The following is a 20,808-nucleotide window of genomic DNA, read 5'->3' as shown; positions in this document are numbered from 1 at the left end:
CAAAAAACAGCGTTACTCATTTATACCTAAATATGCTATATAAACTTAAATATTCTAGTGAATAACACCTTTTTTCGATTTAATACACAATTCAACGTTTCATTATAGGTACATTCATGTTAGTATATTGAAGTACTTTTATTTACACTTTAATCTAAATTTTCAGACAAAATAATTTTTTTACGTTTTTCAATCTCACTAATTTTCGAACTTATTTGTCAGAACATTTAGAAGATTGAATTTCAAGAGGAGTTGTACATAATGACAAAACTTTCAACCGGGGAAAAACTCTCCGTAGGTTTCATGCTTTTTGCCCTGTTCCTTGGTGCAGGTAATATTATTTTCCCACCTCAACTTGGACAACAAGCAGGTGAACATTTCTGGGTAGCGATTATTGGCTTCCTTATTACAGGTGTCGGTCTTCCGCTACTAGGTGTTATTACCGTAGCAAAATCTGGCGGTGAACTTGAAGATATGGCTGGTAAAATTAGCCCAGCATTCGGTATCTTCTTTACAGCAGTTGTCTATTTAACAATCGGTCCACTATTCGCCCTTCCTCGTACAGGTACTGTATCGTACGAATTAGGCGTCAAACCGTTTCTTTCTGAATCAGCAGTAGATGCTGCATGGCCACTAGCTATTTTCACAGTCGTGTTCTTCTTAATCACAACGTTCTTCGCGTTGAATCCGACGAAACTAATCGACCGTGTTGGTAAAATTTTAACGCCAATCCTTCTATTAGTAATCGCGGCACTTGCGCTTAAAGCAATCGTGACACCAATGGACGGTCAGGGTACGGCAATCGGCTCTTATGTTGATAACGCATTCGGTGAAGGCTTCAAGCAAGGTTACTTAACAATGGACTTCCTTGCAGCATTAATTTTCGGTATCGTCATTATCCAAGCATTAAAAGGTAAAAATGTTACAGAAAAATCAGCCGTTGTGAAAACAACGGTGTTCGCGGCATTCGTTGCAGCAATCGGTTTAGCTCTTGTTTACTTATCACTTGGCTTCATCGGTTCTTCAAGCTTCCAAACAATTGGCGCATTTGAGCAAGGTTCAGATATTATTACACATTCTGCTTACGCACTATACGGTCAATTCGGTAATATTTTATTAACAGCCGTTATCATCCTAGCATGTTTAACAACATCAATCGGTTTATTAACAGCGGCTTCTGAGTACTTTAACAAAATCATCCCAGGTCTTTCTTATAAAACATGGGTATGGATTTTCGCAATCTTTACAGCATTTATCGCAAACATCGGTTTAGCGCAATTAATTACATTCTCATTGCCTGTACTATTCTTCATCTATCCACCAGCGATCATTTTAATGCTTCTTACATTAGCATCTAAAACGTTTGGCGATAGCAAGTACGTTTACTTATTCGGTATGCTATTCACAGCAGTTTGGTCATTATATGACGGTTTAGCTGCTGCAGGTATTGACTTAGCATGGTACAGATCATTCGTAAATGTAGCACCATTATTCGACATGGGTCTTGGCTGGTTAGTGCCTGGTATTATCGGTGCAATCATCGGATATGTCATTTCATTATTTGCAAAAAAATAACATGATTTATAAGCAAAACCGGAACCGCGTTATGGCGCGATTCCGGTTTTTTGTTATGAACGCTAAAAAAGGAAAAGGAACTATTTTGCCCCAGCCTCTTTTTTTAATAGCAAAAATAGCGCCAGTATAGCAAATCATCGTGCTAACTAGAGTTACTTGCAAACGCTTTCAATGTTCGTTGTTTCCAAACATTCCGTCTATTCTAAAACGCTTGAATTAATCTCATATTGTGATATATTTGATACCGATATGAGATTAATTTGCATTTTAGACACTATTCAAAGGACGTGACATCTATGAGTTGGACATCGATTTTAGCAATCGTACTGCTTGTTATTATCGCATTGGTCATCTTAATTCCGGTCGTCATCGTAGGAATGTTTTTCATTCGCGACCGCAAACAAAACCAACATGCAATCTTGCGTAACTTCCCTGTTTTAGGACGCGTACGCTACTTAACAGAAAAAATTGGCCCTGAGCTTCGTCAATATTTATTTGATGATGATAATAAAGGAAAGCCGTTCTCTCGTGAAGATTTCCTTCACATCGTGCTACCCGGTAAATATTTAGGTAGCGTCATTTCATTCGGTTCAAAACGTGATTTTGAAGATAAGGGCTTCTATATTCGCAATGCGATGTTTACGAAGCAAGTCGATGAAATGCGCGTTGATAACAGCAACGTCATCGAATCACAAAAATATGTCATGGACGAAGATACGCTTTTTGCACGTAAAGAACACGCGGAAACAGTAAAAGTAAAACCGTGGCTCTTACCGGCTGATGATGCGGTCATTTTAGGCCCTAACTGCCGCGAGCCATTCCACGTACGCTCAATGGTCGGCCAATCGGCGATGAGTTACGGTGCACTTGGTAAAAATGCCATCACAGCGCTTTCTAAAGGGATTGGTATGGCAGAAGGCTCATGGATGAATACGGGTGAAGGTGGCGTGTCTCCGCACCATTTAGCTGGTGGTGCTGACTTAATCGCACAAATCGGTTCGGGTTTATTCGGCTACCGTGATGCAGCGGGCGAATTTAGCTTTGAAAAATTAAAAGAAAAAGCAGCGATTCCGCAAGTAAAAGCATTTGAACTAAAACTTGCACAAGGAGCGAAAACACGCGGCGGTCACGTCGAAGGTGATAAAGTAACACCTGAAATCGCCGAAATTCGTGGCGTAGAAGTTGGAAAAACGATCAACTCGCCAAACCGTTTCCATCAATTTAATGACCTTCATACATTATTTGATTTTATCGAAAAAATGCGTAACGAAGCTGGTTTACCGGTCGGCATTAAAATCGTCTTAGGTGCGCCAGAAGACGCCGACGATTTAGCACGTTATATGAAAGAAACCGGCAAAGGCCCTGACTTTATCACCCTTGACGGTGGTGAAGGTGGTACCGGTGCAACATTCCAAGACTTAGCAGATTCAGTTGGTCTACCGCTTCATTCAGCAATCGTGTTATTAAACGATGCGCTTGAAAAACATGGCGTCCGCGACCGCGTGAAAATCATCGCCTCTGGTAAATTAATTACCGCCGACAAAGCAGCTGTCGTCCTTGCATTAGGCGCAGACTTAATTAATATCGCGCGTGGCTTTATGATTTCTGTCGGCTGTATTATGGCACAAAAATGTAGCTCGAATGAATGTCCTGCCGGTGTTGCAACAACGGATCCAAAGCGACAAAATGGCCTTGTTATTGAAGAGAAAAAATTCCGTGTAACAAACTATATTATCAACTTACGTGAAGGTCTATTCCGCGTAGCTGCTGCTGCAGGTATTGACTCACCAACGAAATTTAACGATGACCATATCGTCTTTAAAGATGGTGAAGGTCGCGTCTATTCTGTTGAAAATTTAAAAGCAAAATAAGCATGAAAAAAGAGGCTGGGATCATTCCAGCCTCTTTTTTATTATTCTTGAATCATTTCTTTTAATGCAATACGCTCTACTGCTTTTGCAACGATCTTGTGGACATTATGGTCAAGCGGTGGCGGTACAAGGTCTCCGTTGCGCGTACACTCAACAAGCGCCTCTGCAGCCGCAACGAGCATCGGATATGTAATGTCTGCTGCATTCGCATTTAAGGCGCCGCGGAAAATCCCTGGGAAACCTAAAATATTATTCACTAAACGTCCGTCTGCCGCATAGGCTGCACCTGCTGCAATCGCATCCTCTGGTGAAATTTCTGGGAACGGATTGGATAATGCTAAAATAATTTGGCCCTCACGTACAAACGACGGGTCAATCAAACCTTTCACACCGGTTGTTGCAATGACGATATCACAATGTGCCATGACATCCTCAACAGAACTAAGGACATTGCCGCCATATTGACGTAGGCGCATCACCGCACTTTCTTGCGGGTCCGTACCATATACTTCATCGACACCATACGCCATCAGCATACGGCAAATCGCTAGCCCAGCAGCTCCTAGCCCAATTTGGCCAACAACCGCATCTTTAATATCAACACCTGCATAGCGACAAGCAGATAGTGTGGCAGCTAGTGTGACAACAGCGGTGCCGTGTTGGTCATCATGCATGACCGGAATCGTTAATTCTTCCTTTAAACGCTCCTCAATTTCAAAACAATGCGGTGAGCCGATATCTTCTAATAAAATACCACCGTAGCCTTTCGAAATATGCTTAACCGTCTCGACTACTTCATCCGGATCACTCGTATCTAATAAAATCGGTACGCCACTAATGCCCGCTAGTTGGTCGAATAATACCGCTTTTCCTTCCATTACAGGCATACCTGCTACAGGGCCGATATTACCTAAACCTAAAATCGCCGTACCATCTGTAACGATTGCGACCGTATTCCCAATGCTCGTAAAATACGAAGCTTTTTCAGGTGCACGTTGAATTTCTTCACATACACTCGCTACACCCGGTGTATAGACGCGGCGTAAGTCTTCAATCGAACGCAAATCCATGCGGCTCGTCATATGAATTTTACCGCCCTCATGCGCCTTTAATACGTCGTCTGAAATCGCCCGTACTTCGATACCTTGTCCTAGCGCATTAATACTGTTGACGATTGTCTCAAGCACCGTTGCATCTTCGACTGTACACGTAATATCGCGAATCGTCGTAAGTGTGCCTACCTTTAATGTTTTAATATCTCCAATATCGCCGCCATGCGCCCCAATGACCGTGGTAACTTTTCCAAGATTCCCCGGTTTTGATGGTGTGTGAACGATTAAATTTCGCATAATATTCTGCCCAACCATATGTTGTCCCTCCAAAATTCAGCTTCCATAAGTATTCTTAGCTTTTCATTCTATTACGACTATTCTGAAAAGTAAACGCTTTTTGCAGTATTCCATCATTATTATTCATAATAATCAATATTTTCTGACATATAGTTTTAGTTGGATACGCATGAAAACTACATCAAAAATTTACTATAAAAAAATGGGTAATGTTACAATTATATGTCGTTTTTACTATACACGTAATGTTAATGTAAATATTTGATTATTTTTCATCTGAAAACACCGCCTATTCAACTATTAAAAAATACTATCTTTTTATACTGAAACGTCTAATTTTATATACAAAAATTTCAAAAAAATCATTTTATCATCATATATTATGATTTTTTTGCCTATTATATTATAAAATATAATAATTAAGAACTACTTTTTTTATCATTGTTTCAAAACACTACGAAAATAGTATTTTGTTCTTTTTTACCTATATCGTCATTAGGTAAAAAGACTATGAATTTTGAAGTTACATCTATGTTTAAAGTCTATCACGTACAAAATTCCTCTTTTACAGCTAACCCCTTGTCGCTGAAGGTTTTTTTCAATAGAATAGATTTAACTAAGAAAACAGTTACACTAAAATCCACTTATTACCAACTATCAAGGAGGACAGTCCCTATGAAACGAGGCTTATATTCCGCTTTCGCAATTGGTGCCGCAACGATGATGTTCGGCCAAGTTGCTGAAGCGACAAATACAACTACTTATACAGTAAAGAACGGTGATTCACTTGGACTAATTGCCCAAAAATACGACACATCGGCGAAAAAATTACAAAAGCTGAACCACTTAACGAGCGATCGCATTTACGTGAGTCAAAAATTAAAAGTACCAACATCCAATACTTCATCAAAAAAACCAGCTTCAGCGAAAAAAACAGCTTCATCTACGTCTACCTATACTGTAAAAAGTGGTGACTCACTTGGCTTAATTGCTGTAAAGTACAATATGAGCATTGCAAAGTTGAAAAAACTTAACAATCTGTCCTCTGATTTTATTTATGTAAGCCAAAAATTAAAAGTAACTGGCAAAGATGTGACATCTAAAAATCCGGCACCATCGAAGAAGCCTGCACCTACACCAGCACCACCTAAAAAACCAGCTTCATCTACGTCTACGAAAACATATAGCGTTGCAAGCGGTGATTCACTTGGCTTGATCGCAGCAAAATATAATATGACTGTTGCTTCATTAAAGTCATTAAATAATTTAAAATCCGATATGATTTTTGTTGGTCAAAAACTAAAAGTAAAAGGCTCAACAACGACTATCCCGGCTTCTAAAGGCGATAAAGACAATTCATCAACAGAAAAAGTGTCTTACTCAACACAACGCATTTTAAAAATCGCCGAAAAATATACCGGCGTTCCGTACGTCTTTGGTGGCTCTACACCAAACGGTTTCGATTGCTCTGGTTACATATATTATGTTTATAAAGAAGCTGGTCTTGATTTAGGTGGCCGTAAAACAGCGGCTGGTTATGCGAGCATGGCACGCTCTGTATCATCGCCAAAAATCGGCGATCTCGTATTCTTTGAAGGAACCTATGCAGGAATGGAAGGACGCATTAGTCACGTTGGTATTTACTTAGGAAATAACAAATTTATTTCTGCTTTAAGTAAAGGAATCGGCATTTCCGACTTGAAATATTGGCAAGATTCATTCGTTCGCTACGGTCGTTTTTAAAAAAAATGTCATATAACGGGGATAACTGATAATTTTCATCAGTTATCCTTTTCTTTTTACAGAAAATTAAATGTCATTTTTTTGATAATAATTGTTTGTAATGAAAAATAAATACTATTTTAATGTTATTTTATTAGTAAACAAACCTTTGTTACATAATTGTAATATAACTGTAACTGAAATGCGGTTGCACGCCATTGTCAAAATCTATAAAGTTAGTGTCAGGAAATTTAATTACAGAATTTAAACGAAACATATACATACAAAAAAAACATTGTTAACTATTTGGAGGAATTATCACATGAATTTTAAAGGACTAACGACAGCAGTGACAGCGAGCGCACTTGCTTTATCACTAGCATTCACATCAGTAAACCCAGTAAATGAACCAATTCAAGCACAAGCTTCTGAACAACAAGAAGACTACTCAGCGACAAAATACGTTTATTCTTATGATGGTTCACTAAACATGCGTAAATCTGCGAACGTGAAATCTGCAAAAGTTCAAACATTAAAGAACGGTAAAAAAGTAAATCTTACAGCGAAAAAAGTAGTCGGTAAAACAACTTGGGTATACGGTACTGCAAACGGTAAAAGCGGTTGGGTGAATGCTTCTTACTTAACAACAACGAAAAAAGTATCTGCAGACCTTTCTGAAGTAATCAGCTACGGCGAAAAATTCTTAGGCACTCCATACGTTTGGGGCGGCACAACACCATCAGGATTTGACTGCTCAGGTTATACAAGCTACGTTTACAAAAACGTATTAGGCAAATCACTCCCTCGTACTTCTGGTGCTCAATACGCAGCTTCTAAAAAGATTTCTAAAGACGCGGCTGAAGTTGGCGATTTAGTATTCTTCTCAGGCAATGGCCGTTCAATTACACACGTAGCAATCTACGCTGGTAACAACCGCCTATTACACGCAGCTGGCAAACAAGTAAAATACTCTAACCTATATGATGGTTACTGGAACAAACGTATCGTAGGCTTCGGTACTTTCCGCTAATCCATCTGTAAAATTTCTTAACAATACTTAACAATGTATAGAAAAGCGCTTATCCCTCAACGTATTGAAGGACAAGCGCTTTTCTTTGTTGTGTCGCATAACAAAAGCCGGAATCATACAATCCCGGCTTATTGTTTATTATTCGGTTATGTCAGACGTTTGAGACTCTGTTTCTGCGTCGTCTCCTGCAGGTTGCTCACCTGTTGTATCCTTTTGTTGCTCTGTTGCTGCAGGATCTTCTTCTATGTTATCTGAAGAATCTTCGTCCTCCACTTCACTTGGTGTAATCGGTTCTTCTTCATCCGTTGACGGCTCCTCGCCCGTTGAATCTTCAGGCGTTGTTGGCTCCTCGCCACTTGGCGTAATTGGCTCATCTGCTGTATCTTCTGAGCGATTGATAATAATGTCCGATACATAGTATTGGTCATATTCAAATACCCATTCATACGTGATGTTTTGTACTAATTGTTGTTCCTTGCCATCTTTTGTATAACGTAAAATAGAATTGACAGTCACATAAACTTTGTCGCCTTTTACTGTTGGCTTATCAACCATTTCATAATCTAATGTTTGTTTTGATTTATCATCGGTTGTATATTCACCAAAAATATCAATCGCTTTTTTATCAGCAGCACTATCAAGCTGTAGCGCCGTTAAATACGTGCGTTGATCTGGATAGTCAAATTCTTGTCGTACATATAAGTAAAGTGCGTCTAAATAGCTTTCGAGTACAGAGAAACCATTCGCTTCGTCTTCTGCAATCGAACCTTCCGGTGAAATTTCATCATCTGGATCATGTTGTCCAAAGACAATGTCATCGCTATATTCAGCCCATTTGTTTACTAAATCCATGACATTGGCCATCGGAATCGAAAACCCAATCTCCGGGTGGTCAGTTAAGATGATCGAGTTGATTCCGATAACATTCCCGGTCGCCTTATTAATTAATGGACCACCACTTGAACCGTGATCAAGTCGTGCTGTAATTTCATATAAGTTGCGGTATGAGTAGCCGTCTGTAAAGTTAGCACCCACACTCGTAATTTTACCTTCTGTAATCGTATTGCTATGCATTTCAGGACTACCAATGGCCACGACTTCTGTACCTACGACAGCCTGCGCTGTATCGATGACCATTGGGTTTTTCCCAGCTAACTCTGGTACGCGAATTAACGCAACATCGGTCGTATCATCAATGCCGATGACGCGTCCATTAAATTCTTGTTCCTGTGAGTTTACAACAACGACATCTGCCGTATTGCCCGTGCCTGTCGCCTCTACAACGTGCGCATTTGTCACAATGTCACCCTTTGTATTAATTAAGAAGCCCGAACCTTGCTCACCTGTCGCATAAATCGTATACGTTTTTGTCAACGCATTTGCAACGATTGTGTCTGTGTCTTCTTTTGGCATGACAACGTTTGTTTCATGTTCATTCGTTGTGTCAGGTGACGTTTCGGTTGTCGTCGGTCCTACTTCATCACTATCTGTCGTCACCGTACTACTCGCCCCGTCCTCACGATTCCCTTTATCGGTAATATCTTCAGCCGATACGGTGCCCGCGGACGGTTTGTCACCCTCACTGTCCGTCTCTTTTTCTTGTTCTGCTGCGTTATCCTTATCCGCTTTTTGTACATCATGAATACTTTGATTGTCTTCGTTGGCGGCTTTATCATTTGTCACTAAAGCGTAAATACCAGCGAATACGGCGAAAATCAAAATAAGAGAGATGACAATTCGCTTAATGGATGCTTTTTTCGGTTTATACCGTCGATTATTGGCCACGACACCCACACTCCCTATTTACTGCTAAAATTGATACTAAGTTCTATTGACGTATTGATTAATCTCTAAGTTTCATGAATAATAGTTTTTGAGTAAATGTTCCTAATGTATGCGGAAAACATTTTTATTTTAATGGAAATTTACAAGTACTATCATAGCATATTTTGTTAACAATATTTGATGAAAGGTTGAGATTTTTTTGAAAAAGTTTTTATCGATTCTATTGGCTAGTTCCCTTCTTGCAGCCTGTTCAAACAGCGCAGAAGAAACGCCACAAAAACCGACTACCGAAGAAACAACGACGACTGCAACTCCTGTAGAGAAAGAAACAAAACCAGAAGAACAACCAAAAACAACGATTCGCCTCGCAATGATTGGCGATGTTTTACTCCACACTCAAATTTTATACTACAAAGATTACAGCCCTGCACTACAACCTATGGAAAAAACATTACAAAACTATGACTATTTAATTGCAAACCAAGAATCGCTCGCAATCGGCGACAAATTCGCGCTCTCAGGCTATCCAAAGTTCTCTAGCCCAGAATTTATTTTACGCGATATTAAAGAAGCCGGTACCGATATGGTCAATCTCGCGAACAATCATGTCATGGATTACGGCGAGCCTGGGATGCGCACGCAATTTGACAACATCGAAAAATACGACCTACCATATGTCGGTGCATATCAATCAAAAAAAGATGCCAATGAGCCACGCGTCGTTGATATTGACGGTATCAAAGTCGGCGTTGTCGGCTACACATATGCGACAAATCCGGGCTATAATGTGCCCTCTGACAAACAATACTTAGTCAATTATATCGATGAACAAAAAATAAAACGCGATATTCGCAATATCAAAAAATTATCAGATGTTGTCGTTGTCAATATGCACTGGGGTACTGAATATGTGACACAGGAAAACCCTGAACAGCGCCGTCTTGCGAAGATGATTAATAAAGCTGGCGCAGACATTATTTTCGGTGGACACCCACATGTCATCCAACCTTATGAAGAAATCGTTAGCAAAGACGGGCATAAAACGGGCGTCTTTTATTCAATCGGTAACTTCTACGCCACGATCACTAGCGGCGTAGAAACAATGGTCGGCGGTGCGGCGAGCTTCCGTATTACAAAGCAAGGCGACGATGTAACAGTCGACAAGCCTGTATTCAAAGCTTCTGCAGTCCTACAAGACAACGGCATGTATAAAGTGTTCCCACTCGCAAAAGTCGAAGGCAAAACACCTGCACCGTATACAAATCTTCAGTGGGTACAAGACATTATGGGCGATAAAGTAATCGTAAAATAACTGACACATTTCTCATGTATAATAGAAGAAACATGAGATAAGTGAGGTTTTACAATGAATACAGTACCCATTCTCGGCATCCCTGTCGCACAAACGACGAAAGAAGATTTTGTGCCACATGTGTTGAACGAGCTTCTCCATACGGAACACGCGCTTACAATTGTAACCGCTAATCCAGAAATTATAATGCTAGCAAAAGAAAATCATAACTACGAGCGCCTCCTTTGTGCGTCAAGCTACGTCGTCGCAGATGGTATTGGCGTTGTGATTGGCGCCAAAATGCTCGGCACACCGATTGCGGAGCGCATCCCTGGTTACGAGCTTGTGCATGAGTTTATGAAAACGGCTGCACCTGGCCATAATCGCTTCTTCTTTTATGGTGCGAAACCAGGCGTCGCCGAGGAAGCCGCAAAAAAAGCGAAAGCGCTCTATCCACAAATTGACGTTGTTGGCGTGTGCGATGGCTACGGCAATGATGGAGACGGCGATGAGGTGGCAGCAAAAGCAGCTGTCCTGGAGCCCGACTTTGTTTTTGTCGCAACCGGCGCCCCAAAACAAGAGGAATGGATTGCGCTTCACAAAAAGAAATTTCCGCATACAATCATGATGGGCGTAGGCGGCAGCTTTGACGTGCTATCAGGCAATGTTGACCGCGCCCCAGACATCTTTATTAAGTTCAACTTAGAATGGTTCCACCGCTTGATTACACAGCCTACACGAGCAAAGCGTATGCTGAAAATCCCGCAGTTTTTACTGGCGGTGAAGAAAGTGAAAAAGCATAGATAACGACAAAAGAGAGACTGCAAATGCGGTCTCTCTTTTTTTGTGGCATAAAAAAAGAAACCCGGTTAGGGGTTTCTTTTTGAAATCATCGTGGGATGATTATTTTGCTGCTGGAGCTGTAACGTTTACTGTAGTTGTAGTTGTTTTACCACCAACAGTTACTGTAACGTTTACTACAGCTGTTTTACCAGCTGGAACAGTTGCAGTTGCAGTTGCTAAACCATTGCTAGCGAATGTAACATCACCAGATACTTTAGTGAATGTTACGTTAGTGATTGCATAAATTGTAACATCTGCTTTTTGACTGAATTGGTCAACAGATTCAATATCTGCTACGTTTAATAAAGCGTCTTTATTTACTACAGTTGCTTCATTTGCTGCAGTTGCTGGAACAGTTACTTCAGAAATGGCTTCAGAATTATCTTTTGCTGCAGTTGCATTTTTAACGAATTTTACTGATTGTACTTTAGGAGCTTCTTTAGAGAATGTTACTTCTTTTTTGAATTGCTCACCAGTAGCATTGATTGTGATTGTAGCAGTTAATTTTGCTGTGTCAGCACCTTCAGCAAATTTAAGAGCTTCGATATCGGCTGCTGAAATACCTGAAACGTTATAGTCTTCACTTTCTGTAAGAACTACTTCATTGTTTGAAGCATCTTTAGCAGTTACAGTGAATTGTGCATCTTTATCACGCACTACTTTGTAGGTACCTTCAGCACCTGTAACTTGTACAGTTGCAAGGTCTGATACTGTGTAACCAGTGAAGTCAGCATCTTTTACTACTGAGAAAGTTTGAGCGAATGCGCTATCTGCTTTGCCAGTTAAAGTGAATGTTACTTTACCAGTTTTAGCTGTTTTATCAGTATTAGAAGCAATAATTGTAGCTTCAGTAACCTCACCATCAGTAACCTCACCAGTAGTTGCAGTTAATGTATCTTTATCTGCTTCTGCTACTACAGCTGTGAATTTTACATCAGCAAGTTGTTCTTTTGTTAATTGTTGGTTGTATTGGTCTAATACAATTAAGTCAGTGTTTTTCACAGTAACACCTTTAGCATTACCTGCACGGATAGCTTTCGCTACGTCAGCAGACACACCAGTAATTACTTTAGCTTCTGAAGCTTTTTGTGGAGTTACTACTTTAGTTGAGTTTTTACCGTTAACGATAATGTAAGTTGTGAACGGAACGCCTTCAGCGCCAACTTTAGCTTCTAAGTAAAGAGCGCCATCTTTTTCGATAACTTTTGTGCCTTCAGTCATTACTACTGCTGCAGTTTTAGCTTTTAAAGCCTCGAATTCTTTAACTGTTTTAACAGCTTCGCCATTTGTGTTTGTTACAGCTAATGGGAATAATACTGTAGAATTTGCAGTTACGATACCTGCTGGATCAGATAATGTTGCAGAACCTAGTTTTAATCCTTCTTTAACTGTTACTGTAGCTGTTGCGTTAGCACCGTTTACGTTAGCGATTACTAATGCTACTGCTGAACCTGCAGAATGAACATCCGTTACAGGTAATACTAATTGGTCTTTACCATCAGCAGTTTTGATTGTTTTTGGCTTACCGAAAGTTACTACACTAGGATTAGTGTTTGTTACTGTTAATTCTTTTGCTGCTTCTTCTGCGTCTGTTACAGCATTACCGTATTGATCTTTAACAGTTAACGGTAAGTAGAACTCGTCTTTTGTTACATTTACATCTTCAGTTAATGTTTTGCCGTCTTTGTTAGTAAGAGCACCAATTTCAACTGTTGAAGCGATTGCTTCTGAAGAAATTGTTACAGTTTTTGTTACAGTTTTAGCTGTTGTTGGATCAACTAATGTAATTTGAACTGTGTCGCCTTCTTGAGGAGCTTTATTGAAAGCTAAGTTTACTTTGCCATCAGCTACTGTTGCTGAATCAATAGCTAAACCAGCTTCTTTAGAAGTTTTTACTGTTGCTGTAGCTTTAACGTCTTTAGCTAAAGTAGAAGCAGTAATATCTTCGCCGTATTGGTTTGTTACTTGGTAAGCAACGTTTGCTTTTTTAGCATCTTTATCATCTACTGCAACTTTGTCAGTTAAGATAGATAAAGCTTCTACAGCTTCGTCAGCTACTGCAACTTTAGCAGTAAGAGCTTTTTCTGCATCTGCAGGTTTAACTGATACTTCGTAGTCACCTTTAGCTAATTTAGAAGTTAATTCGATTTGTGCTGATTTTTTATCAGTAGCGATTGTAACTTTAGCGATGTTTAATTTAACACCATCTTTTGTTACAGTATAATCTGCTGCTGCAGCTTCTACAGGGCTAGTATATTTTACTTCGATTGTTTTAGTGTTAACAGCTTTAGCTGATTCGATTTCGCCAGTTTGAACAACACCGTCTTTGATTGTTACTTTGTTACCGTCAAGTTCGAATTCACCGTTAGCTAATTTACCTTTGTTATCGTAGTATTTTTCTTCAAATTTAGTTAATTCTGCAGTTGGTACTTTACCGTCTACGTATAAAGTATCTTCAAATAATTTAGTACCTTCAGCTTTTTTACCGCCAACGTATAATACGTCTTCAAATACTTGATCTTTTTCATCAACAGTACCGTCAGTGAATAAAGTATCGCTGAATGCTTTAGTACCTTCAGCTAATTTACCGTTTTCGAAGTAGTTTAAAACACCTTCACGAAGAGCTGTTTTTGGGTCTTTGTATAATTTACCTGATTTGAAGATGTATTTAGTTTCGTCTGCTGCTACTACATCCCAACCAGTTGCTAATTTACCGTCTTCGTAGTAACGAGTGCGGTCGCCAGTTAATTTTGTACCTTTAACTAATTTACCATCTTTGAATAGTAAAGTTTTGCTGTTAGCAGTTTTGTAACCTTTTTTAAGATTTGAACCATAGTAAAGTTTCATTGAAGAACCAGTACCCATGATTTTGTATTTTTTAGCTGGAGCTAATTTACCGTTTTTGTAAAGTTTGCCGCCAAATTCTACCCAACCTTTTACTAATGAACCAGTTGATTTTAATACTAAGTGGCCTTTTGAGTTAACTTTGTATTTTGATGCTGCTGAAGCTGCGCCTGGAGCTACTGCTGTTGTTACAACTGATGCACCTAGTGCTACAGCTGCTGCTGTTTTAACGAATTTTGCGTTTGCCATGTGAAATTCAATCTCCTTTTAGTTACAAATTATATTTTTAATGAATCACCGAGGAACGGAAATATCATCATACTAAACAATATCTCGCCTTGTTACCCTCTCTGTAATCCTTATCGACTATATTAACACAAAATGAATCGTTTTTTTAATAAAAGTAAGATTTTTTTAACAAAACGTATGACAATAATATATTGAACCTAACATTTTTCTATTATTTGGAATAAATGTTGGATACCTGATAGTCATATTGTATTAAAAAAAACTTTTTATTTCCAATAATCAAGGATTTTCTGATATTTTTTTATTTTACGAGAGTTATTTAAGTCTTTCTATCCCCGACTCACACCCCAAATAATATACCATATATAAACTTAATAAGTATAATAATACCAATTATCGATTATTGTAGAACCACTTTGAAAAAGGACTTTTTTTGTGTTTCAAACGTTAAAATAAATGGTTTTTTGATGTTAAACAGATAATAAATCATAAAAATATCATTATTTCTATAAAATTTTGCAAAAAAATCGTAATTAAGTTGTAATATAATTGGAAATTTTATTCGTATTTCCGAACAAAAAAGGACCACATATGTACATGCGGTCCTCGTTATTATAGCTATTCTACTGTTGCGTAAATTCCTTGTTCCTCATTGAACTGAAGTTTTACGATTGCTGCATATGGATCGATATTGTATTCAAAGTTTACCCAATTACGGATTGCTTGAATCATATCGCCTTTTTGATACGTGACAACTTGATTATCCGCTTCTGCCTCAGCACCAAATTCCTCTGGTTCATTCCCGTCGTGATCGTCATACATCAGCTCGATTGTCACGTCTTCTGGAATTAAGTTTTTTTGGCGCGCATGATACGTACAAAGCGCATTGATCACTTCTTGTTCATCTAACATTAGTTGTTCCATTGTTTATCATCCTTGTGGTCATGTTTATCACGTTTTTTGTTGCGGATCATTTTGAATAGGCTCACAACTAACATAATAACGACTAAAATACCGATGACGTTAATCAATAGGCCAAGTACTTGTCCCATCATGCCCATGTTTCCTAGCATACCACCAAGTAGTAAACCAGCTAAACCACCAAGCATTAAGCCTTTCATTAAGCCGCCTTTATTTGATTTTTGCGCAGCTGATGAATTCGTTGCTTTTGAGTTGTTTGTTTGGTTTTGATTTTGTGTGTTGTTGTTTGTTGTTTTGTTTTGATTGCTATTGTTCGATTGAGAGTTGCTATAGCCACTCTTACCTGATTTGTACGACTTTGCCGATGCTGTCGTTGGATTATCGATGATTGCTGGACTAACCGCCGCAAACGATAATGTTGCAGCAAATGCTGCAGCTACTAATTTTTTCAATTAAAAAATCCTCCTAAAAATATGTGCTTATATTTATTCTAACACCTCTAAATGTTTGAGGAAAATAATATACATGTGGAAAAATTACTGATTACGTTAAATGTTGCAAAATTGTTGCAACAAAACATGAGTTTCTTCCATTATATATGTGTATTTTTATTGACAGCAATTAGCGTGATTTGTGCATTTTTTGTTACATGTTCGAAATACAAGCTTCCATTTAAAGTAAAATTACAGTTTGCAATTCTTTTTCTACATTATGAGTAGTATTTTAGTTTTATAACATATACAATTATAACTATGTTTAAAGGTCCAAAAAACATCGTTATGCAGGAGGTTTAACCTATGAAAATTCGTATGAAGTTGCTAGCCGTCATCGTCGTAATGGATTTAGTGGCAATTTTAATTGGCGTTACTAGCTTATTTCAACTCCATACAATCAATCAACATTACAAATTATTAGTGAACAATAATGTAGCACAAATTGTTAAAATTGGTGATATCAGACGAGGTATTGCCATTCAAAATACATATATTCGCGATTATATTTTAGAAAGCTCAACGTCTAATCAACAACAGCTTGAAGCACAAGGGCGTTATTTAACGCAAAATTTAGAAGAATTAACATCGATGATGGACAAGTCGGCAACATCTAATGCTGAGCATAAGCTTGTTGCTGAAGCGCAACGAGCATCTGAGCAACAATCACAAGTTACCGAAGCTTTAACAGACGTTCTTACGTTAAGTAATGACGGAAAAAGTGATGCAGCTTATGCAAAAACGAAGAAAGATGTCGATGAGCTAAGCTATTCGCTACTCGACACGATGGATCAACTGCGTACAAATATGCAAACACATATTGATACGATCGAGGCGAATGCCGATAAGCGCGCGACAATTGCAACGTGGATCGTCATTGCATTAATTGTATTGTCTACAATCGCAACGATCATATTAAGTCGCTTTTTAGCCAAAACCATCGCCTACCCAATGCGCGCGATTTCAAAAGAAATGCAGCGCGTAGCAGACGGCGATTTATCAGGCGAACCGCTTCAAGTGAAATCTCGCGATGAAATAGCACTCATGTCAACTGCATTTAATACGATGCGTACATCGCTCCGCAGCTTGATTACAAATTCGCAAGACAATGCGTCAACACTATCAGCTTCTTCTGAAGAGCTGCTAAGTAGCACCGAAGAAGTATCGCATTATTCAGTGGACATCGCCGATAATCTAGGCCATGCAACAGCTACGATGCAACAACAAAAAGCATCCGCTACAGAAATCGCCACTGCAACAAATGTGACAGCTTCAAACATTAATGAAATGGCGAGCGAGACGCATGAACTTGCACAGCAAGCACATGGCACCCAATCATTGGCGAATAACGGGAATGAAACGATTCAAGAAGCCACTGCCCAAATGAAAATCATTCATACATCGACAACAGAAGTGAATGACTTAATGCAAAAATTAGCGGCCAATTCGCAAACAATTAGTCAATTTAGCGCGACGATTACAGCAATTACAGAGCAAACAAATTTATTGGCACTCAATGCTTCCATTGAAGCTGCGCGTGCTGGTGAACATGGTAAAGGCTTCGCTGTCGTTGCCGATGAAGTACGCAAATTATCCGAGGAATCAAAAGGTTCGGCCGAACAAATCGCCAAATTAACGCGTGAAATTGAAACGGATACAGCCGCGATGAAATTAGCCGTACAACATGGTTTAACAAATGTCGTTGACGGCGTCAATACAATCGAACAAGCTGGAGTAGCATTCGAAAAAATTCAGCAAGCTGTGACGTTCATTTCTGAAAAGGTCGGCAATATTTCGTCTGTCACCGAAGGCATTTCTGCATCATCAGAGGAAGTCGCCTCACTCGCAGCACAGGCAGCCGAGGCCACTGATTTGACCGTTACAAAAATGGAAGAAGTCAATGACGCCGTACAAGAGCAAGTCGCGACATTTGCGACTGTGAATGAAGTTGCGCGCTCACTGACAGGGCAAGCAGAATATTTACAGCAAAGTATTCAAAATTTTAAACTTTAAAAAAAGAGCGCATGGAACAGGAACTGACCCACAAAAATGGGACAGTGAAAAAGACACTTCTTTTTAGCTGAATTTGACGGACGCTTTCCTGGGGCATGGCTGAAGCCTCCTCGCTCGCAAGCTCTCTGCGGGTTCTTCTGCGAAAAAATGATAAAATTTCGACAACTACCAACTCGATGAACTACTTTGTCAACGATGGTGAAGTGAATATTATTTTAGGCACCGACTCTGGATTTGCTGAACCAACGTATACGCTCGAATTAGTCGATGGTGATGAAATTGAACAACATAGCTCTGTCACGTACACAAGGTTGTAAAATTAAAAAGAGACTGGGACATACGTGTAAAAATACCATCTCAGATGAGCATAAGAAAAACCGGAATTGCGCTGTGGCGCGGTTCCGGTTTTTTGTGGCGAACGCTAAAAAAGAAAATGAACTGTTTTGTCCCGGTCTCATTTCCTATTTCACCGTCACATAACGATACGTACCATCTGTGGCATTTTTCGCATTTTTTACACGTAAATAATAATTCGTACCTGCTTTTAGCTTCGTCTTTGATGTCACCACAAGCGATTTCCCACTTTGTTTTACAGTAACAGCTTTCGTTTTCCCACCAATTTGCATCAGCGCGACTTTCGCTGTTTTTAACGTATTCCAGTCCATATCTTTCGATGGCTTTAACGTTATTTTTTGATTGGTCGTTGTCCGTTTAATCGTTGCTGTTTTATCAAATTTTTTCAATTGCTTCTTCAACAAAGCTTCGTGGCTCGTATACAACTCTTTATTTTTCGCAGTTACGACATTGGGTGTCACGCCTTTTTTCTGAATCACCGCATTTTTTGGTCCTCTAAACTCGGCAATGGTCAGCTTCAAATAACCTTGATTTTTCACTTGTAAAATTTGTTGCATAACGCCTTTGCCATACGTTTTTTGCCCATATAACGTAGCCGCTTGTTGATCTTTGTACGCTGCGGCAGTCATTTCCGAGGCGCTCGCCGAGTTACCATTCACTAAAATCGACACCGGTTTATCCCAATGCGTCGTCATTTTAGGTGGGGTGATTTTATAATTTCCAGCGCGCATTTTTAATAAATAGGCGGTCTTATTTTTTGTTGATAAACCTATAATCTCTTCAGCCGCTGCCACATCACCACCGCCATTATCACGCAAGTCAAAAATGTAACCTTGCGTGTCACCTGGCATATGGCGAATCGCTTTTGCTACTTCAGCACCGCTATGTTCTGAAAACGAATTTAAGCGAATATAACCAATGCGCCCCGACAGTACCGCCGTTTCGACATTCGGTAAGCTGACAAGCACACGCGTCATTTTTTTCGTATACGATTTTCCTGTTGAACTACGATAAAATTTCACGGTAACCGCTGTACCCTCTTCCCCTTTTAAACGCTTGCTGCTCTCTTCGATACTTAAACCGGCGATTGATTTACCATTGATTGCTGTAATGACATCATTTGTTTTGAGCCCTGCTTTTTTTGCGGGTGTGCCATCAAACACTTGTAAAATTTTAATGCCCTTTTTATGCTCGGCAATGCCCACACCGATGCCGACAAGTTGATTTTCCACCGCATTGTAAAATTCATTAAACTGCGCCGGCGTCATATACGCAGAATATTCGTCTAGCTTGCCCATCAATTGCTTAATCGATGTACTTTTGTTCACTTCCGTTTTCGAAATACCTGGATAGTAATAGTCATTAACATATTGTTTTACATCCGCCAGTGGCTCAGCAGCTGACGCTTGCACTGTCCCTGTCACAAACATCATTCCTGCTAGTAGTGTTGCCGCAATTGATTGTCGTTTCATTGTCACCCTCGATTCTGCCTTGTATTTTTTAATTATTATACCTTTAATTTACAAAGCCTGCTATGTGACGTTCAATGAAATTTTATTATTCCGCTACAAAAAACTCATTTTTTTACGATATGACAAAGGAGAGGGGGATTTTTTTATGTATAAATTACTTTTAGCGGGCCTTGTTGCACTCGCATTATTTTTTACAGCTACCAACAAATCAACTGCTGCCGAAGATTTAAATTATTCTGCAACAGCGAAAGTGAATACCACGCTCTATAAAAAACATCCGGGTTCCGGCCGGATTACATCGATTCCAAAAGGTGCTTCGATGACATTCCACTATACAGCGAGCGATAGTTGGGGACGCGTGACGTACAATGGCAAAAAAGGCTATGTGCTGACAGCTTATTTAGAAATCGACGATAATGGTGCTTCTGCAAAATTATATGATGTCGATAAGACGAAACTGTATAAATACAAAGTGATGGGGCACTCGATGTTTGAACGCATACGCATTCCGACAAATTCACGTCCAACAGGTGGCACGCGCTATCCGTATACAAGCTACTCTTGGTATGAGGAAGGTCAAAATGCATGGCAACTCGATCCCATTAAATATCATGAACAGCCAGTAAATCAATACAAGCTTGTGCAAAATAAATATGAGCTACTTTTATATCCGGAGTTCAATGGCCGCTTCTTGCGTAGCTATCAATTACTAGCATTCGCGGCAGTCCCAAATGTGCGCTTTTGGGATATTCCAAAATCAAACTCAGAGCATCGCGCGATTACCGCAAAAATGCAATTGCTCTCAAAGAAAAAAGTACAAGCGGGCACATTTAAAAACGTCATGAAAGTAACCTATTCAAACCGTAATATTATTTATGTGGCACCCGGCGTAGGTGTCATCCAAGAATATCGCGACAAAATTAAAGTACGTGAATTAATGTCTGTCACAAACAATACGCAGTTACATTAAAAAAGTAGAGGCTAGGACAAAATAGTTC

General features: G+C 39.4%; 15 protein-coding genes. 9 read left to right on the top strand and 6 right to left on the bottom strand.

The window, feature by feature from the left end; genetic code table 11:
• Positions 1-261: 261 nt before the first annotated feature.
• Positions 262-1,575 carry a branched-chain amino acid transport system II carrier protein gene (gene brnQ, locus V514_RS0101725; RefSeq protein WP_029497952.1) on the top strand — a complete coding sequence of 438 codons (1,314 nt, stop codon included), beginning with the start codon at positions 262-264 and terminating at the stop codon, positions 1,573-1,575.
• Between the two features lie 296 nt (positions 1,576-1,871).
• A complete protein-coding gene (locus tag V514_RS0101720) occupies positions 1,872-3,446 on the top strand; it encodes an FMN-binding glutamate synthase family protein (RefSeq protein ID WP_029497951.1) in 1,575 nt (524 codons plus the stop codon).
• 41 nt (positions 3,447-3,487) lie between these two features.
• Here V514_RS0101720 and V514_RS0101715 read toward each other — a convergent pair whose 3' ends face one another.
• Positions 3,488-4,813, bottom strand: coding sequence for an NAD-dependent malic enzyme (locus tag V514_RS0101715; RefSeq protein WP_029497950.1), 1,326 nt, complete (start codon positions 4,811-4,813; stop codon positions 3,488-3,490).
• A gap of 657 nt (positions 4,814-5,470) precedes the next feature.
• Between V514_RS0101715 and V514_RS0101710 the strand changes: the two genes are divergently transcribed.
• Positions 5,471-6,538: a C40 family peptidase gene (locus V514_RS0101710; RefSeq protein ID WP_029497949.1), complete on the top strand. Its 1,068-nt coding sequence runs from the start codon at positions 5,471-5,473 to the stop codon at positions 6,536-6,538.
• A 301-nt stretch (positions 6,539-6,839) separates the two neighbouring features.
• On the top strand, positions 6,840-7,547 hold the full coding sequence (locus V514_RS20825) for a C40 family peptidase (protein ID WP_029497948.1): 708 nt from the start codon (positions 6,840-6,842) through the stop codon (positions 7,545-7,547).
• A gap of 138 nt (positions 7,548-7,685) precedes the next feature.
• Here the strand turns inward: V514_RS20825 and V514_RS0101700 are convergent, their stop codons facing one another.
• Complete coding sequence (locus tag V514_RS0101700) at positions 7,686-9,332, bottom strand: S1C family serine protease (protein ID WP_029497947.1); 1,647 nt, start codon at positions 9,330-9,332, stop codon at positions 7,686-7,688.
• A gap of 223 nt (positions 9,333-9,555) precedes the next feature.
• Between V514_RS0101700 and V514_RS0101695 the strand changes: the two genes are divergently transcribed.
• Together V514_RS0101695 and V514_RS0101690 are read left to right on the top strand one after the other, a co-directional pair.
• Complete coding sequence (locus tag V514_RS0101695; protein WP_235073018.1) at positions 9,556-10,644, top strand: CapA family protein; 1,089 nt, start codon at positions 9,556-9,558, stop codon at positions 10,642-10,644.
• Between the two features lie 54 nt (positions 10,645-10,698).
• On the top strand, positions 10,699-11,430 hold the full coding sequence (locus V514_RS0101690; protein WP_029497945.1) for a WecB/TagA/CpsF family glycosyltransferase: 732 nt from the start codon (positions 10,699-10,701) through the stop codon (positions 11,428-11,430).
• A gap of 96 nt (positions 11,431-11,526) precedes the next feature.
• Here the strand turns inward: V514_RS0101690 and V514_RS0101685 are convergent, their stop codons facing one another.
• The 3 genes from V514_RS0101685 to V514_RS0101675 form a co-directional block, all read right to left on the bottom strand.
• A complete protein-coding gene (locus V514_RS0101685; RefSeq protein ID WP_029497944.1) occupies positions 11,527-14,559 on the bottom strand; it encodes a hypothetical protein in 3,033 nt (1,010 codons plus the stop codon).
• A 618-nt stretch (positions 14,560-15,177) separates the two neighbouring features.
• A complete protein-coding gene (locus V514_RS0101680; protein WP_029497943.1) occupies positions 15,178-15,483 on the bottom strand; it encodes a DUF2653 family protein in 306 nt (101 codons plus the stop codon).
• The gene (locus V514_RS0101675; RefSeq protein WP_029497942.1) at positions 15,471-15,932 is read right to left on the bottom strand and encodes a hypothetical protein; all 462 of its coding nucleotides are present in this window, start codon (positions 15,930-15,932) and stop codon (positions 15,471-15,473) included. Before V514_RS0101675 ends, V514_RS0101680 begins: the two co-directional genes overlap by 13 nt.
• A gap of 345 nt (positions 15,933-16,277) precedes the next feature.
• Between V514_RS0101675 and V514_RS0101665 the strand changes: the two genes are divergently transcribed.
• Both V514_RS0101665 and V514_RS20305 read left to right on the top strand, forming a co-directional pair.
• Positions 16,278-17,984 carry a methyl-accepting chemotaxis protein gene (locus tag V514_RS0101665; RefSeq protein WP_029497940.1) on the top strand — a complete coding sequence of 569 codons (1,707 nt, stop codon included), beginning with the start codon at positions 16,278-16,280 and terminating at the stop codon, positions 17,982-17,984.
• A gap of 176 nt (positions 17,985-18,160) precedes the next feature.
• Positions 18,161-18,301, top strand: a complete 141-nt coding sequence (locus V514_RS20305; RefSeq protein WP_161630160.1) for a hypothetical protein — start codon at positions 18,161-18,163, stop codon at positions 18,299-18,301.
• Positions 18,302-18,445: 144 nt separating this feature from the next.
• Here V514_RS20305 and V514_RS0101655 read toward each other — a convergent pair whose 3' ends face one another.
• Positions 18,446-19,810, bottom strand: a complete 1,365-nt coding sequence (locus V514_RS0101655) for a S41 family peptidase (protein WP_029497939.1) — start codon at positions 19,808-19,810, stop codon at positions 18,446-18,448.
• Positions 19,811-19,955: 145 nt separating this feature from the next.
• On the opposite strand from V514_RS0101655, the gene V514_RS0101650 reads away from it, so the two are divergent.
• Complete coding sequence (locus V514_RS0101650; RefSeq protein WP_029497938.1) at positions 19,956-20,780, top strand: SH3 domain-containing protein; 825 nt, start codon at positions 19,956-19,958, stop codon at positions 20,778-20,780.
• Positions 20,781-20,808 lie beyond the last annotated feature (28 nt).

The organism is Kurthia huakuii LAM0618 (assembly GCF_000505545.1).
GTDB classification, from domain to species: domain Bacteria; phylum Bacillota; class Bacilli; order Bacillales_A; family Planococcaceae; genus Kurthia; species Kurthia huakuii.
The sequence above is the reverse complement of the archived record's forward strand: the minus strand, read 5'-3'. Positions and strand labels throughout refer to the sequence as shown.

Coding starts and splice junctions, on each gene's coding strand:
- V514_RS20825 (WP_029497948.1), top strand. CDS start 6,840: ATGAATTTTAAAGGACTAACGACAGCAGTGACAGCGAGCGCACTTGCT.
- V514_RS0101720 (WP_029497951.1), top strand. CDS start 1,872: ATGAGTTGGACATCGATTTTAGCAATCGTACTGCTTGTTATTATCGCA.
- V514_RS0101680 (WP_029497943.1), bottom strand. CDS start 15,483: ATGGAACAACTAATGTTAGATGAACAAGAAGTGATCAATGCGCTTTGT.
- brnQ (WP_029497952.1), top strand. CDS start 262: ATGACAAAACTTTCAACCGGGGAAAAACTCTCCGTAGGTTTCATGCTT.
- V514_RS0101655 (WP_029497939.1), bottom strand. CDS start 19,810: ATGAAACGACAATCAATTGCGGCAACACTACTAGCAGGAATGATGTTT.
- V514_RS0101710 (WP_029497949.1), top strand. CDS start 5,471: ATGAAACGAGGCTTATATTCCGCTTTCGCAATTGGTGCCGCAACGATG.
- V514_RS0101665 (WP_029497940.1), top strand. CDS start 16,278: ATGAAAATTCGTATGAAGTTGCTAGCCGTCATCGTCGTAATGGATTTA.
- V514_RS0101685 (WP_029497944.1), bottom strand. CDS start 14,559: ATGGCAAACGCAAAATTCGTTAAAACAGCAGCAGCTGTAGCACTAGGT.
- V514_RS0101690 (WP_029497945.1), top strand. CDS start 10,699: ATGAATACAGTACCCATTCTCGGCATCCCTGTCGCACAAACGACGAAA.
- V514_RS20305 (WP_161630160.1), top strand. CDS start 18,161: ATGAACTACTTTGTCAACGATGGTGAAGTGAATATTATTTTAGGCACC.
- V514_RS0101715 (WP_029497950.1), bottom strand. CDS start 4,813: ATGGTTGGGCAGAATATTATGCGAAATTTAATCGTTCACACACCATCA.
- V514_RS0101650 (WP_029497938.1), top strand. CDS start 19,956: ATGTATAAATTACTTTTAGCGGGCCTTGTTGCACTCGCATTATTTTTT.